The 15,020-nt window shown below is 68.0% G+C and carries 16 protein-coding genes; 11 read left to right on the top strand and 5 right to left on the bottom strand.

What is annotated here, in order from left to right; translation table 11 throughout:
* Positions 1-151 precede the first annotated feature (151 nt).
* The gene (locus QE360_RS07635; protein WP_309700518.1) at positions 152-1,942 is read right to left on the bottom strand and encodes an aminopeptidase P family protein; all 1,791 of its coding nucleotides are present in this window, start codon (positions 1,940-1,942) and stop codon (positions 152-154) included.
* Between the two features lie 134 nt (positions 1,943-2,076).
* Between QE360_RS07635 and QE360_RS07640 the strand changes: the two genes are divergently transcribed.
* From QE360_RS07640 to QE360_RS07665, 6 genes are all read left to right on the top strand, one after another.
* On the top strand, positions 2,077-3,183 hold the full coding sequence (locus QE360_RS07640; protein ID WP_309700520.1) for a glycoside hydrolase family 43 protein: 1,107 nt from the start codon (positions 2,077-2,079) through the stop codon (positions 3,181-3,183).
* A 169-nt stretch (positions 3,184-3,352) separates the two neighbouring features.
* Positions 3,353-5,422: a S9 family peptidase gene (locus QE360_RS07645; RefSeq protein WP_309700522.1), complete on the top strand. Its 2,070-nt coding sequence runs from the start codon at positions 3,353-3,355 to the stop codon at positions 5,420-5,422.
* Entirely contained in the window at positions 5,398-6,003 is a 606-nt protein-coding gene (locus QE360_RS07650) for a DedA family protein (RefSeq protein WP_309700524.1), read from the top strand. Before QE360_RS07645 ends, QE360_RS07650 begins: the two co-directional genes overlap by 25 nt.
* Complete coding sequence (locus tag QE360_RS07655) at positions 6,000-6,392, top strand: thioesterase family protein (protein WP_307101231.1); 393 nt, start codon at positions 6,000-6,002, stop codon at positions 6,390-6,392. The genes QE360_RS07650 and QE360_RS07655 overlap by 4 nt, the downstream gene beginning before the upstream one ends.
* Before the next feature lie 50 nt (positions 6,393-6,442).
* Positions 6,443-6,940: a methylated-DNA--[protein]-cysteine S-methyltransferase gene (locus QE360_RS07660; protein ID WP_309697887.1), complete on the top strand. Its 498-nt coding sequence runs from the start codon at positions 6,443-6,445 to the stop codon at positions 6,938-6,940.
* A 119-nt stretch (positions 6,941-7,059) separates the two neighbouring features.
* The gene (locus QE360_RS07665; RefSeq protein ID WP_309700526.1) at positions 7,060-7,392 is read left to right on the top strand and encodes a chorismate mutase; all 333 of its coding nucleotides are present in this window, start codon (positions 7,060-7,062) and stop codon (positions 7,390-7,392) included.
* 306 nt (positions 7,393-7,698) lie between these two features.
* Here the strand turns inward: QE360_RS07665 and QE360_RS07670 are convergent, their stop codons facing one another.
* Both QE360_RS07670 and ppc read right to left on the bottom strand, forming a co-directional pair.
* Positions 7,699-8,103 (bottom strand): OsmC family protein, encoded by a 405-nt coding sequence (locus QE360_RS07670; protein WP_309700529.1) that lies wholly within the window; start codon positions 8,101-8,103, stop codon positions 7,699-7,701.
* 4 nt (positions 8,104-8,107) lie between these two features.
* Positions 8,108-10,783, bottom strand: a complete 2,676-nt coding sequence (gene ppc / locus QE360_RS07675; RefSeq protein WP_309700531.1) for a phosphoenolpyruvate carboxylase — start codon at positions 10,781-10,783, stop codon at positions 8,108-8,110.
* Between the two features lie 272 nt (positions 10,784-11,055).
* On the opposite strand from ppc, the gene QE360_RS07680 reads away from it, so the two are divergent.
* Positions 11,056-11,520 (top strand): hypothetical protein, encoded by a 465-nt coding sequence (locus QE360_RS07680; protein WP_309700533.1) that lies wholly within the window; start codon positions 11,056-11,058, stop codon positions 11,518-11,520.
* Between the two features lie 10 nt (positions 11,521-11,530).
* A complete protein-coding gene (locus QE360_RS07685) occupies positions 11,531-12,148 on the top strand; it encodes a DUF1826 domain-containing protein (RefSeq protein ID WP_309700535.1) in 618 nt (205 codons plus the stop codon).
* Between the two features lie 28 nt (positions 12,149-12,176).
* On the opposite strand, the gene QE360_RS07690 is transcribed toward QE360_RS07685, so the two are convergent.
* Complete coding sequence (locus QE360_RS07690) at positions 12,177-12,623, bottom strand: hypothetical protein (RefSeq protein ID WP_309700537.1); 447 nt, start codon at positions 12,621-12,623, stop codon at positions 12,177-12,179.
* 18 nt (positions 12,624-12,641) lie between these two features.
* Positions 12,642-13,208 carry an HNH endonuclease gene (locus QE360_RS07695; protein ID WP_261270221.1) on the bottom strand — a complete coding sequence of 189 codons (567 nt, stop codon included), beginning with the start codon at positions 13,206-13,208 and terminating at the stop codon, positions 12,642-12,644.
* Between the two features lie 110 nt (positions 13,209-13,318).
* Between QE360_RS07695 and gluQRS the strand changes: the two genes are divergently transcribed.
* Genes gluQRS through QE360_RS07710 form a run of 3 tightly spaced genes read left to right on the top strand, consistent with a single transcriptional unit; the run spans position 13,319 to position 14,991 of the window.
* Positions 13,319-14,185, top strand: a complete 867-nt coding sequence (gene gluQRS, locus QE360_RS07700; RefSeq protein WP_309700539.1) for a tRNA glutamyl-Q(34) synthetase GluQRS — start codon at positions 13,319-13,321, stop codon at positions 14,183-14,185.
* Positions 14,186-14,195: 10 nt separating this feature from the next.
* The gene (locus QE360_RS07705) at positions 14,196-14,423 is read left to right on the top strand and encodes a twin transmembrane helix small protein (RefSeq protein WP_307101213.1); all 228 of its coding nucleotides are present in this window, start codon (positions 14,196-14,198) and stop codon (positions 14,421-14,423) included.
* Between the two features lie 4 nt (positions 14,424-14,427).
* Positions 14,428-14,991 (top strand): cob(I)yrinic acid a,c-diamide adenosyltransferase, encoded by a 564-nt coding sequence (locus QE360_RS07710; protein WP_309700541.1) that lies wholly within the window; start codon positions 14,428-14,430, stop codon positions 14,989-14,991.
* Positions 14,992-15,020: the final 29 nt, after the last annotated feature.

Raw genomic sequence — 15,020 nt, forward strand, 5'->3', positions numbered from 1 at the left:
CTATAAAGCCGCGCGCAGCGCCCTCTATTCGTCAGCGTCAGAGATAAAAGGGCCGCTGGCGCGGCGGGCGAGACACCTCCGCGTCTCCGCGCCTCCGCGCGAACCAACCTTCTTCCGTCTTCTTCGCGCCTTCGCGGCTTCGCGTGAAAAATCAGATGGCCGCACACTTCTCCAGCAACCAGTCCCGATCCGCACCCTCCAGTTCGGCCGCCAAGACCTCCGCTACTCGCGCATGATATGCGTTGAGCCAGTCCCGCTCCCCGGCCGTCAGCAGGTCCGCCACGATCAGCGTCCGCTCGATCGGGCACAGGGTCAGCGTCTCGAACCCCAGCATGTCCCGGTCTGCGCCCGCAATCTCACGCGGTTCGACCAGCACGAGATTCTCGATGCGGATGCCATACTCGCCCGCCTTGTAATAACCCGGCTCGTTGGACAGCATCATGCCCGCGCGCAGCGGCTCCATCGCGGCACCGCCGGGATAGTTGGGCGCGGCGATACGCTGCGGCCCCTCATGCACTGACAGGTACGCGCCGACGCCGTGCCCGGTGCCGTGCGCATAATCCAGACCGACCTCCCAGAGCGGCCGCCGCGCCAGCGAGTCGAGGTGCCCGCCCAGCGTCCCGTCCGGAAACACCGCCGTCGCCAGCCCGATATGCCCCTTCAGCACGCGGGTGAAGCGGTCGCGCATTTCGTCCGTGGGCGCACCGATCGGCATGACGCGGGTGATGTCGGTGGTGCCGTCCTGATACTGCCCGCCGGAATCGATCAGGAACAGCTGCCCCAGCTCGATCGCCGCATTCGATTCCTCGGTGACGTGATAATGCGGGCTCGCGCCATGCGCCCCGGTCGCCGAGATGGTTGAGAAGCTGGTGTCCTTGAGCAGCCCCGTCGCCTCGCGGAATGCCAGCAGTTGCGCGGCGGCGGACAGTTCGGTCTGTCCGCCCTTGGGGCATTCGCTCTCGACCCAGCGCAGGAACTTCACCATCGCAGCGCCGTCCCGGACCGAGGCGGCACGGTGCCCGGCGACCTCGGCGGGGTTCTTGATCGCTTTGGTCAGCACGACGGGATCGCGAAGCGCCAGCACCTTGGCCCCGCCCGCCTCCAGCGCCTGCGCAATCGCCGCCACCGCGCGTTCGGGATCGGCGACCACGCGCTGGCCCGCAAAGCCGCCCAGATAGCCCTCGAACGCCGCGCGGTCGTGCAGCCGCACCGCATTGCCCAGATGCGCGCGGACCTCGGGCGTGATCTTGTCCGGCACGACGAACAGGTCGGTCTCGCCATCCGCATGGACGATCGCATAGGACAGGGCGACCGGCGTATGCGCGACGTCCGTGCCGCGCACGTTGAGCGTCCAGGCGATCGAATCCAGCGCCGACAGCACCACCGCATCGGCGCGCTGCTCGGCCAGCCATTCGCCGATCCGCGCACGCTTGGCCGCCGCGCTCTCGCCCGCCACCGCATCGTCCTGCACCGTCATCACGGCGGGCGAAGGGGCGGGGCGGTCGGTCCAGATCGCGTCGATCGGATTGGCGCCGACCGCGACCAGTTCCGCGTCGCGATCGGCCAGCGCGGCGGTCATGTCGGCGACCTGCTGGCGGGTGTGCAGCCACGGGTCGTAGCCGATCCGCTGCCCCGCCGCCGTCTCGCGGCCCAGCCAGCCCGCCACGCTGTCCTGCGGCACGGGGATATAGGCATAGTCGTCGCCCGACACCTGCTCGCGCACCTGGAGCGTATAGCGGCCGTCGGTGAAGATCGCCGCCTTGTCCGCCAGCACCACCGCGCTGCCCGCCGAACCGCCGAACCCGGTCAGCCAGCCCAGCCGCTGCGCATAGTCGCCGACATATTCACTCATATGCTCGTCGGTCAGCGGGACGACGAAACCGTCAAGGCCAAGGGATGCCAGTTCGGCACGAAGGGCGGCAAGACGGGCGGAGTGGGACATGGGAAGCGGCCTGACAGCAATGGGAAACGGGGCCGGTCTAGCCCTCCGCCCGTACAGCGTCGAGCCTCTCGGAGGGCTTGAGGAATTTGTCAGACGATATACGATCCGCCGCGAATGGCATTTGGAAGGATCGGATGATGATCGACCGGCGGGGCATCCTGGTGGGGGCGGGCGCGGCGGCGCTGATCGGGGGCGGTGGCGCGCGGGCGGCCGGGCTGGACGCCTTCCGGCCCGGAGAGGTGTGGAACGACACGAAGGGGGTGGCGATCAACGCCCATGGCGGCGGGCTGTTGCGGCACGGCGGACGCTGGTGGTGGCATGGCGAGCACAAAACCGAGGGCGAAGGCGGCAATACCGCGCTGGTCGGTGTCCATGCCTATAGCTCGACCGATCTGGTGAACTGGCGCGACGAAGGGGTCGCGCTGTCCGTGTCCGACGATCCCGCCAGCCCGATCGCGCGGGGCTGTATCCTGGAACGGCCCAAGGTGGTCTATAATCCGCGCACCCGCAAATTCGTGATGTGGTTCCATCTCGAGCTGAAGGGGCGCGGTTACGGTGCGGCGCAGGCGGGCGTCGCGGTTGCCGACCGGCCGCAGGGGCCGTTCCGCTTCCTGCGTGCGGGCCGGGTCAATCCCGGCATCTGGCCCGCCAACGCGACGGCCGAGGACAAGGCGCCCGGCACGATCCTGGCGCGCGACTTTCCCGGCGGGCAGATGGCGCGCGACATGACCGTCTTCGTCGATGGCGGCACCGCGTGGCACATCTATGCCTCGGAAGAGAATGCGACGCTGCAGATCGCCCGGCTGGCGCCCGACTGGACCCGGCATGACGGCTATTATGTCCGCGCGCTGCCCGATGGCGGCAACGAGGCGCCCGCGCTCTTCAAGGCGAAGGGGCGCTATTACATGTTCGCCTCGGGGCTGACCGGCTGGCGGCCCAATCCGGGGCGGGTCTATGTCGCGGACGCGGTCACGGGGCCGTGGCGCTCGCTGGGCAATCCGGTGCGCGGCAGCGAGGTGGACCGGAAGACGACCTTCCACTCGCAATCGACCTTCGTCCTGCCCCTGCCGCCCGAGCGGCCGGGGGGCGAGCCGCGCTTCATCTTCATGGCGGATCGCTGGCGGCCGGAAAATGCGATTGACGGGCGCTATATCTGGCTGCCGGTGGAATGGGAGGGCGAGACGCCGGTCCTGCACTGGCGCGATCGTTGGACGCTGGCGGATGGGTGGAAGGCCCGGTAACCCCGCCCACCGTTCAGCCTGAGCGAAGTCGAAGGCCACGGGATTCCCTTCGTGGCCAAGCGCGGAACATACGCTTCGACTTCGCTCAGCGTGAACGGGAGGGATGGCATGAGAAATAGCGGACCCGCCGCCTCTTCCGGCAGACCCCAACCCTAGCTACATCCGGGTGATGACCGAACCCGTTGCGCTGACTCCGCCCGTTGCCGAAACCCGTGCCCACAGCTTCACCGCGCATGGCATCACCATCGAAGATCCCTATGCCTGGCTGAAGGACCCCGCTTACCCGGAAGTCACCGACAAGGACGTCCTGTCCTATGTCGAGGCGGAGAACGCCTATTTCGAGGCGGTCATGGCCCCGCGCCAGCCGCTGATCGACCGGCTGTACGAAGAGATGAAGGGGCGGATCAAGGAGGACGAATCCTCTGTGCCGCAAAAGGATGGCGACTGGCTCTACTGGACCGCGTTCGAGACGGGCGGGCAATATCGCAAATGGTGGCGCAAGCCGGTCGCGGGCGGTCCCGACGAGCTGCTGCTCGACGAACCGGCGCTGGCCGAGGGCAAGGAATATTTCCGGCTGGGCGCCTTCTCGATCAGCAACAATGGCCGCTACCTCGCCTATGCGATCGACGACAATGGCTCCGAACGGTTCGAGGTGCGGATCAAGGACCTGACCACCGGCGAACACCTGGCGGAAGTCATTCCCGGCATGTTGTCGGAGATCGTCTGGGTCGCCGACGATAGCGGTTTCCTCTACGGCGTGGCCAATGCCCAGTGGCGGACCGACAATGCGCGCTTCCACCGGCTGGGCACGCCGGTCGCGGACGATGTCGAGCTGTTCCACGAGGATGACGAGGGCTACCGCGTCGCCGTTGCCGAGACCTCCGCGCGCAACTGGATCGTGATCGCCACCGGCGACCATGTCACCAGCGAGGTGCGGCTGGTCCCGTCCGATAACGTCCTTGCCGAACCGATCCTGGTCGCCCCCCGCAAGGAGGGCCGCGAATATGATGTGGACGAGCATGACGGCACGCTGTTCATCCACACCAACGATGTGGACCCGCAATTCCGCCTCTGCACCGCCTCGATCGAGGCGCCCGGCGACTGGCACGAGCTTATCGGGCCGAACCCGCATTTCTACATGACCGGGGTGGAATGCTATAAGGACTTCTTCGTGGTCGAGGGGCGCGAGGACGGTTTGGACCGGATCGCCATCCACCGCTACGACGCGCCGACCGTACCGCAGCGGATCGAATTCCCCGAGGCGAGCTACACGGCGGGCCTGGGCGACAATCCCGAGTACGACGTGTCGGTCCTGCGCCTGGGCTATGAGTCGATGGTCACGCCGGGCACCGTCTATGACTACGACGTGGCGACCGGCGGGCTGACCGTGCTGAAGGTGCAGGAGATTCCGTCGGGCTATGACGCGGACAAGTACCGGACCGAGCGGCTGAAGATTCCGGCGCGCGACGGGACGATGGTGCCGGTGTCGATCGTGTACCCGAAGGATTTCCCGCGCGACGGGTCGGGCAAGCTGTTCCTCTATGCGTACGGCGCCTACGGCTATGCCATTCCGCCGGGCTTCTCGACGGGCCGCATGAGCCTGCTCGATCGCGGCTTCGCCTATGCCATCGCGCATATTCGCGGCGGCGACGATCTGGGCCAGCAATGGTATCTGGACGGCAAGCTGGAGAAGCGCACCAACACCTTCCACGATTTCGTCGACGTGGCGAAGGGGCTGATCGCGGGCGGCTGGACCAGCCAGGGGCAGATCGCGATTGCGGGTCGCTCGGCGGGCGGCGAGTTGATGGGCGCGGTGGTCAATTCGGACCCGGACCTCTGGGGCGCGGTGATCGCCGACGTGCCCTTTGTCGACGTGCTCAACACGATGATGGACGCCGAATTGCCGCTGACGCCGGGCGAATGGCCCGAATGGGGCAATCCGATCGAGGACAAGGCGGCGTTCGAGCTGATCCGCAGCTACAGCCCCTATGACAATGTCCGGGCCCAGGCCTATCCGCCGATGTTCATCTCGGGCGGGCTGAACGATCCGCGCGTCACCTATTGGGAGCCCGCGAAGTGGGCCGCCCGGCTGCGCGCGACCAAGACCGACGACCATCTGCTGCTGCTCAAGACCAACATGGGCGCCGGGCATGGCGGCAAGTCGGGCCGGTTCGAGTCCCTGCGCGAAGGCGCGGAGGAACACGCCTTCGTCCTGTGGCAGATGGGAGTGGAATCCTGAGCATCGAGGCGATCGTCGCGCGCTACGGCGTGGCGGCGATCGCGCTGGGCGCGGGGCTGGAGGGGGAGACGGCGGTCGTCACCGGCGGCATCCTGGCGCATCAGGGGCTGGTCGGCTGGCCCGCCGCGCTGATCGCCGCGGCGATCGGATCGTTCGTCGCCGACCAGATCTTCTTCACCATCGGCCGCCGGTCGCGCGACGGGCGCTGGGTGGCCAAGCTGCGCAAGCGACGGGTCTATGCGCGCGTGACGCGGATGATGGAACGCTATCCGGTCGGCTTCATCTTCGCCTTCCGCTTCCTCTATGGCCTGCGCACGATCAGCCCGGTCGCGATCGGGACCAGCCAGGTGTCGACCCGGCTGTTCGTCGCGGTCAACGCCGCATCCGCCGCATGCTGGGCTTCGATCTTCGTCGGCATCGGTTATCTGTTCGGCGAGGCGTTCCAGGAACTGGCGGCGCGCTACCGGCCCAGCCTGCGCCATATCCTGATGGCGGCGGCGCTGGTCATGGTCGCCGCCGCGATCGGCTGGGGCGTCCGCGCGCTGTGGCAGAGATACAGGGAGCCGAACGAACAGGCATGAGCCGCTTTTCGATCCAGATCACCGCAGGCCCCGACCATATCGACGAGCTGGGCCATGTGAACAACGCCGTCTGGGTCCAGTGGATTCAGGCGATCGCCACCGCCCATTGGGAAGCGGTCGCGCCGCCCGAACATGTCGCGGCGCATGTCTGGGTCGTGACGCGGCACGAGATCGACTATCGCGGCAATGTCGTGGCGGGGGAGACGGTGACGGCGGAAACCTGGGTCCCCAACCCGCCCAAGGGCGCGCGGTTCGATCGGCATGTCCGCTTTCTGGATGCCGAGGGGCAGGTGAAGGTGGAGGCGGTGACGACCTGGGCGCTGCTCGACCGCGCCACCGGCCGGCTGTTGCGCGTCACGGCCGAGATCGCCGCGCCCTTCATGGTTTGACCGCAAGAAGCGGGACGCGCGGGGCGCGGGGATCGGCTAGGGTCGGCCCCATGTTGAGCGAATGCACCATGGCCTCGCCGGTCGGCGAACTGACCCTTGTCGCCAGCGAGCGCGGCCTGCGCGCCGTCCTGTGGGCCGAGGAGAGGGCAGGGCGGGTCCGGTTGCCCGAACGGCGCGACGATCCCGCCCATGCCGTGCTGGCCGAGGCGGTGCGCCAGTTGCGCGACTATTTCGAGGGACGGCGCCGCACCTTCGACCTGCCGCTCGATCCCGAGGGCACGGACTTTCAGAAAGCGGTGTGGACCGGCCTGAACGCCATCCCTTACGGCGAGACGCGCAGCTACGCCGCGCTGGCCGCCGCGATCGGGCGGCCGGGAGCCTCCCGCGCGGTGGGGGCGGCGAATGGCCGCAATCCGCTGTCGATCGTCACCCCCTGCCACCGGGTGATCGGCGCGAACGGCACGCTGACCGGCTTTGCGGGCGGGCTGGCGGTCAAGCAATGGCTGCTGGCGCATGAACGCGGCGAGCGGCAACGCGCGCTCGCCTGAGCGATCCACGACAGCCACACCCGCCCGCGCGGCCGATCGAAGGCTGCGGGCTTGGCCGGTCGAAGCCTGGGGGCGTATCCGTCCGTCCGCTTCCACCGGGAGAATCGGATATGCGATCGATGCTCTGGCCCGTAGCGGCCGCCCTGCTGACAGCCGCGAGCCCCACGCCGACGCCGTGTTGCCGCAATCTGGGCGAGGTGCGGACCAATATCGACCGGATCGACGACCAGATCCTGCGCCTGATGGCCGAGCGGTCGCGCTATGTCGCGCAGGCCGGGCGGTTCAAGACCTCCGCCGCGACGGTGCGCGATGAGGCGCGAATCCGCCAGATCCTGGCGCGCATCCGCGAAAAGGCCGCGCGGCAGGGGGTGAACCCCGATGTGGCGGAGGCGACCTTCCGCGCGATGGTCGAGGGCTTCACCGCCGAGGAAGCGCGGCAGGTCGGGCGCTGAATTCCTCCCCGGCGGATCGACATTCAGTATCGTGTCTTCTTCCCCTCTCCCCTGGACAGGGGAGAGGGTTAGCGAAGCTTGCCAGCCTGCTGGCTAGCGCAGCTTGGGTGAGGGGTGAGTGAGCCCAAGGGCTCGCGCGCTCGCGGAGCGAGCGCCCACCCCTCACCCAGCTCCGACTAGGCCTTTGCTTTTGCAAAGACCAAGTCTGCGCAACCCTCTCCCCTCTGCGAGGGGCGAGGGAAGGAAGGGCATCGCTGTGGCCTGCCATCTCCCCGCGCTGGGGAGGAATGAAAAAACAACGAGGCGTCAGTCCTCGTCCCACAGGATGGTGATCGGCGCGTCGATGCCCAGCACCGCATGGACCGGGCAGGCCGCCGCCGCCGCTTCCAGCCTTTTGCGCTGCGCCGGGTCATAGCGGCCCGGTACGCGCACCGTCACGGCCAGGGTCGTGATCCGGCGCGGGGCGTTGCCCATCTCCTTGGTGACGGTCGCCGTCGCGCCCGCCAGTTCCAGCCCGGCGACGCGCCCCGCCATCGCCATGATGCTCAGCACGCAACCGCCCAGCGACACCGACAAAAGGTCGCTCGGCGAAAAGCCTTCGCCGCTGCCCCCTAGCTCCCGCGAGGCGTTGGTGACCAGCACCGCGCCGGACTCGGGATGCTCCACCCGGCAGCGCAGGCCCCCTTCGTACCGGACCACGAAATCGGTCACGCTCTTACCCGCTGTTGCGCAGCGCGGTGGCGATGCCGTTGATCGACAGCAGGATGCCCTCGCCGATGCGCGGATCGTCCTCGCCCGCGCGGTGGCGCTTCATCAGTTCGATCTGGAGCAGGTTCAGCGGCTCGATATAGGGCAGGCGCAGGCGGATCGACGCCTCCAGCGCGGGGTTGTCCGACAGCAGCCGCGTCTGCCCCGTCACGGTCAGCAGCCCGTCGCGCGCGCGGTGCCAGCCGTCATGGATGCGCCCGAAGATCGAATCCCGCAAGGCTTCGTCCTCGACCAGCCCGGCATAGCGGCGCGCGATGCCGATGTCCGACTTGGCGAGCACCATCTCCATATTCGCCAGCGTCGCGGCGAAGAACGGCCAGTTCTTGGCCATGTCGGCCAGCAGCGCCTTGTCCTCGAAATTGGCGATGGCGGTGCCGACGCCGAACCAGCCGGGCAGCATGACGCGCGCCTGCGCCCAGCTGAACACCCAGGGAATGGCGCGCAGGTCCTCGATCGCGTCGGACTTCTTGCGGCTGGCCGGGCGGCTGCCGATCTTCAGGCCCGCAATCTCGGCGATCGGGGTCATCTGGCGGAAGAAGGTGCGGAACCCCTCCGTCCCATAGACGAGGCCGCGATAGGTGGTGAAGGCGGTCGCCGACAATTGCTCCATCGCGGCGGTGAAGCGCGCATTCTCGGCCGGGGAGAGATGTTCGGGTTCCAGGCTGGCGAGCAGGGTGGCCGAGGCCATGGCCTCGAGATTGGTCAGCGCGGAGTCGCGCGTGCCATATTTGCCCGCGATCACCTCTCCCTGTTCGGTGATGCGGATGCGGCCCTGCACCGTGCCGTGCGGTTGCGCGCGGATCGCGGCAAAGGCGCTGCCGCCGCCGCGCCCGACCGCGCCGCCGCGCCCGTGGAACAGCTGCATCTGCACCCCCGCCGCGTCGAACACCGGGCGGAACGCGCTCGACGCCTTGGACAGCGACCAGGTGGAGGTCAGGTAACCGCCATCCTTGTTCGAGTCCGAATAGCCGATCATCACCTCCTGATGCCCGCGCGCGCGGACGATGGCGGCGATCTCGGGCAGCGCGAAATAGGCGCGCATGATCTCGGGCCCCGCCTCCAGATCCTCGATCGTCTCGAACAGGGGCACCGCCATGATCGCGGCGGTGGCGGGCTCGCCGGGGCGGTAGAGGCCGAATTCCTTCAGCATCAGGTTGATCTCGAGCAGGTCGGACACCGACTTGCCCATCGAGACGATATAGTTGGTGATGCACTTGGGGCCGTACCGGGCATGCGCATCGGCGGCGGCCTGGACGATCGCCAGTTCGGAGCGCGTCTCGTCCGAATACTCGGCATAATGGCTGAACAGCGGCCGGGCATTGGCCAGTTCGCGGCGGAGCAGCGCGACGCGCGCTTCCTCGTCCAGCGAGAGATAATCCGCCTCGACGCCTGCGACCTTCAGCAGCTCGGCGACGACCCGTTCGTGCACCGCCGAATTCTGCCGCAGGTCGAGCGTGGCGAGGTGGAAGCCGAACGTCTCGACCGCGCGGATCAGCCGTCCGAGCGCGCCGCCGCTCGCCAGCGCGCCGTCGCCGCGCGCCGCCAGCCCGCGTGCGATCGCGACCAGATCGGTGCGCAGCGCCTTGGGATCGGGATAGGGTTCGCCGGTCAGGCGGCCGGGGCGCGGCGCGGGCTTGCCGGTCAGCGCCTGATGCGTCGCGGCGAGCCGCGCATAGATGCCCGACAGCGCGCGGCGATAGGGTTCGTCCGAGCGGCTGAGCGCCTCGTCGCCGCTCGCCTCGGCCAGCGCCAGCACCGCCTCGTCCACCTCGGCATGGCCGGTCGAGATCGACAGCTCGGCCCCCAGCGCATGGATCGCGTCGCAATAATGGCCCAGCACCGCCTCGGCCGCGCGCGCCAGCGCGGTGGTCAGCGATTCGGCGGTGACGAAGGGATTGCCGTCGCGGTCGCCGCCGATCCACGATCCGGTGCGAAGGAAAGCGGGAACGCGCGTGCCGAACGCCTTGTCCCAGCGCTGGTAGAGCGCGGGCAGCACCGGCAGGAAGACGTCGCGCAGATAGGACAGCGCGGTCTCCACCTCGTCGGTGACATAGAGCCGCTCGCGACGCAGCACGCGGGTCTGCCACAAAAGCGCGATCTGGCGGCCGATCGCGGCCTCGACATCGTCGCCGTCGGGGGTGACGTCGCGTCCGGCATCGCGCATCGCCAGCAGCTCGGCGATGCGGTTGCGGTGGTCGATCATGCTCTTGCGCCGCACCTCGGTCGGGTGCGCGGTCAGGACGGGGACGACCAGCGAACGGCCCAGCAGCTCCATCGCGGCGTCGCGGTCGATGCCCTTGTCGGCCAGCGTCGCCAGCACCTCGGCAATGTCGGTGCCGGGTTCGCGTGCGATGCCCTGCCGGTCCTCGGCCAGATTGGCGAGCATCGAGAACAGCATGAAGCCGCGCACGAAATCCAGCGTCTCGTCGAGCGCGAGGCGTTCCAGCTGGAGGTCGACCGAGCCGTCCTCCCCCAGTCCCCGGTATCGATCGACCGAGGCGCGGCGAATCGCCTCGGTCGCCTCGAACAGTGCATCGCCGCCATAGCGACGGATCACGTCGCCCAGTTGCGCGCCCAGGAAACGGATATCGGGATTGTTCGCGATGGGAGGCAGTTTCGTCATGCGCGCATTGCTGCAACGCAATAGGGCGGGCGTCAACCGATTGCGGACCGCAATTTTGGTATAATATCCTGTGTCATCGGACTGCAAAATTGCGTGCTGGCATGCGGTGTGGCGCGTCGCCTGTCGAAGTGTCCGCCGCAGCAAGATTTCCTTACAGACTAGTGATGATATGTAATATCATAAAGGGCAAAAGCGGGTCGGGATGCTGGCTGGTCGACGCGCTCCCGCGTGGTCGCGAACGGCATCCCGACCATTGGAGAAAGGCAGGAACGATGTTCACCGAAGAGCTGGTCCACACGGCGCTACAGACCTGGTGCGACAATGTGGTGGCGGTCGGCCGGGTTCATGCCGAGGGCGGCGATGTCGGGGCCTTCGCATCCCGGATCCTGAGCGACAATTACGATTACGACCATGGCAAGGTGCTGTTCAAGCCGACGCTGACCTTCGGCGCGAAGACCTATCGCCCGACCAAGGAGGGAGCGCTCTCCTATTTCGTCGGCGGCAATGCGGACTTTCCCGACGACAAGGGGTTCAAGCTGAAGCCCTGGGTGAAGGTCTGGTACAGCAAGCTCGACTATATCCTGCACGGCGACCTGGCAATCGTGCAGTGCAACGTGCATTTCATCGGCGAGGATGACAGCCATATCTTCGTGAACAAGAGCTTCGTGTTCAAGCAATGTGAGGATGGGAGGGTGCGGATCATCCTTCACCAGTCGTCGCTGCCCTATCAGCCGTAACGCCGGGACGATGACCGCGATCGGCATGGCGCGGCGGGTCGCCATTGGCGGCGATAGTGCGCTGCTCGATCATATCGCGCGGCCCGATACGGCTCTGGCCATCTGGTGGCGTCGCTTGCCCCCGCCGCTCCGGGCGGCGCTGGACGCGCTCGACCTGGACGGTGTCGACAGCCTGTCGGTCGAGACCGATCTCGGCGGGTCGGTGGAGGCCGCCTTGCGCGCGGCGGGATATGCGCGGGCGGTGCGCGAGATGCTGGGGGCGGACATCGACCGTCTCGTCCGGCGTCTCGCCGCGCTGACCGGCGAGGATTGCCTGCGCGTCCGGCTCGCGGTCAGCGAGGGCGGGATCGGCCACCAGTTCCACGCTGACCGCACCCCCATCGCGCTGCGATGCACCTATATCGGCCCCGGCCTCCAATGGTGCTGCGCCGAGGGGCCGGACGCGATCTGCGAGGTGCCGACCGGGGCGGTGGGCGTGTTCAAGGGGCGGATGCTGCTCGACCCGCCCAGGGTCCTCCACCGTGCGCCGCCCGGTGGCGGTCGCCGCCTCGTGCTGGCGATCGATCCGGTGCATGACGGCGAGCGGGACCAATCGGGGCCGTTCCTTCCCAGCGCCGATCCCTGTTGACGGGGAGCGGGCGGCGGCGCCCTTCAGCTCAGTTCATATTCCCCGGCGCGCCGCTGGTCGCGCCCGTCGCCACTGGGTTGGTCGGGGTGGCGGGGCGTTCGGTGCGCGACGCCTCGCGTTCCTCGGAGGTCACGGTGCCGTCGCGGTTCAGGTCCATCCGGTCGAAGCGCGCCAGCATCCCTTCGAAAAACTCGCTTTCGGTGATCTCGCCGTCCTTGTTGCGGTCCAGCTCCCACAAGCGCGAACGGCTCGCGGGCATTTCGTCGGCGGTGATGATGTCGTTGCCGTCGCGGTCGAGTTCGCGGAAGCGGCGCGCCATCATGCTGCCGAAATCGACGCGGGACGTGACCGAGGGGGGGACGAAGCCCGCCTTGGCGGCGGCGCGATCGGCTTCGGCGCGATTCTCTTCCTTCTTGCCGCACGCCGCCGTCGCCAGCATCGCCACCATCCCGAGGCCTATCGCCCATTCCCGCATCGCCGACTCCCAGGTTCGTTACGCTTCCAGCTCAACGTCCCAGTACAGCCAGTCGTGCCATGTTTCATGCAGATAATTGGGCGGGAAGCTGCGGCCATGTTCCTGTAAATGCCAGTTTGTCGGGCGGATCGGCTCGATATGCAGCGGCATTCCGGCCTGGCGCGGGGTGCGCCCGCCCTTCTTCAGATTGCACGGCGCGCAGGCGGTGACGACATTCTCCCACGTCGTCCGGCCCCCTTGCGCGCGCGGGATGACATGGTCGAAGGTCAGGTCGCGATGCGATCCGCAATATTGGCAGGAGAAGCGGTCGCGCAGGAACAGGTTGAAGCGGGTGAAGGCCGGAAATTGCGACGGCTTCACGAATTGCTTGAGCGCGATGACCGAGGGCAGCTTGACCTTGGCGGTCGGGCTGCGCACCTCGCGCTCATAATGGGCGACGATATCCACCCGGTCGAGGAACACGGCCTTCACCGCGGTCTGCCAGGGCCAGACCGACAGCGGATAATAGGACAGCGGCGTATAGTCCGCATTCAGCACGAGTGCCGGACAACTGTCCGGGTGTCGGATCAGGTCGGGATGAAACACAGCTCCTCCCTTCGTGGTACGCCGACGCTATTCGCGCAGGCGCGTGACATGGCTATGACACTGGACGCTATGAGAACATGGGATGGGAAACGCGGTCAAGGGGGCGGGCGATGAGCGGAGCCCACCCGCCCGCCACCCGCCCCGTCACGCGGTTCGCGCCCAGCCCGACCGGGCGGCTGCATCTGGGCCATGCGCTGTCGGCGGTGCGCGCGCACGATCTGGCGCGCGCGGGCGGCGGGTGCTTCCTGCTGCGCATCGAGGATATCGACGGCACGCGCAGCCGACCCGAACATGTAGACACGATCCTGCGCGACCTGGAATGGCTGGGGCTGGAATGGGACGACCTGTCCTTCCAGTCGGAGCGGCTGGACCTGTATGCGGCGGCGCAGGCGCGCCTGGCCGATCTGCTCTATCCCTGTTTCTGCACCCGTGCCGAGATCGCCGCCAGCCTGTCGGCGCCGCATGGGGCCGTGGCGGTCTATCCGGGGACGTGCCGCCATCTGTCCCCCGAGGTGCGCGCCGCGCGGATGGCGATGCCGCATGGCTGGCGTCTCGACATGGCGCGCGCCGCCGGGCGCACCGGGCCGCTGAGCTGGCAGGACGACCGCGCGGGCATCGTCGCCGCCGATCCGCTGGCGCATGGCGACGTCATCCTGGCGCGCAAGGATGCGCCCGCCAGCTATCATCTGGCGGTGACGGTCGACGATGCCGCGCAGGGCGTCACCCATGTGGTGCGCGGGGTCGACCTGTTCGACGCCACCCATGTCCACCGGCTGCTCCAGGCGCTGCTCGACCTGCCGACGCCGCTCTATCATCATCATCCGCTGATCCTGGGTGCCGATGGCCAGCGGCTCGCCAAGCGCCACGGCGCGCCCGCGCTGGCGGCGATGCGCGAGGGCGGCGAGGATGGTCGCGCGCTGGCGGACGCGCTGCGCCGCAATATGCTTCCCGCTGGATTTCGGCTGGGGGAGGCGTAAGCTCCGCGCCATGACCACATTTCTCGTGATCCTGCTGATCGCGGCGATGCTCGCCACCCTGGTCGCGCTGGTGCGCGGCATCATCACCTTCCTGCAGGAAGCCACGGCGGAGGCGAAGGGCGAGGGGCCGACCGCGTCGCAGCTGAAATCCAACCGGATGATGCAGCAGCGCATCTTCTTCCAGGCGCTGGCGATCACCATCGTCGTCCTGCTGCTGTTCCTGGCGGGGCGGACCTGATCCGATGGTCAAGCTGACGAAGATCTACACCCGCACCGGCGATGCGGGCACGACCGGGCTGGTCGACGGGTCGCGCCGCTCCAAGGCGGATGCGCGGCTGATCGCGATCGGCGAGGTGGACGAGGCGAACAGCGCGATCGGCGTCGCGTTGCTGAGCATGGAGGGGCCGCTCGCCGAGCAGCTGACGCGGATCCAGAACGACCTGTTCGACCTGGGTGCCGATCTCGCCACGCCCGACCATGTCGAGGGGGCGCTGCGCATCCTGCCCGAACAGGTCGCGCGGCTGGAGGACGAGATCGACGCGATGAACGCGCAGCTGGCGCCGCTGACCAGCTTCATCCTGCCCGGCGGCACGCCGGCGGCGGCGCATCTGCATCTGGCGCGCGCGATCACGCGGCGGGCCGAGCGCGCGGGCGTCGCGCTTGCGGAGCATGAGGCGACCAATCCGTCCGCGCTCGCCTATCTCAACCGCCTGTCGGACTGGCTGTTCGTCGCGGCACGGGTGGTGAACAAAAACGGCGCATCGGACGTTCTTTGGGTTCCAGGAGGGGTGCGGGCGAGACGGTAACGGGCCGGTCGCTGTTCCCCGCAATCCGG

This window comes from Sphingomonas sp. SORGH_AS_0789 (assembly GCF_031453055.1).
Lineage (GTDB): Bacteria > Pseudomonadota > Alphaproteobacteria > Sphingomonadales > Sphingomonadaceae > Sphingomonas.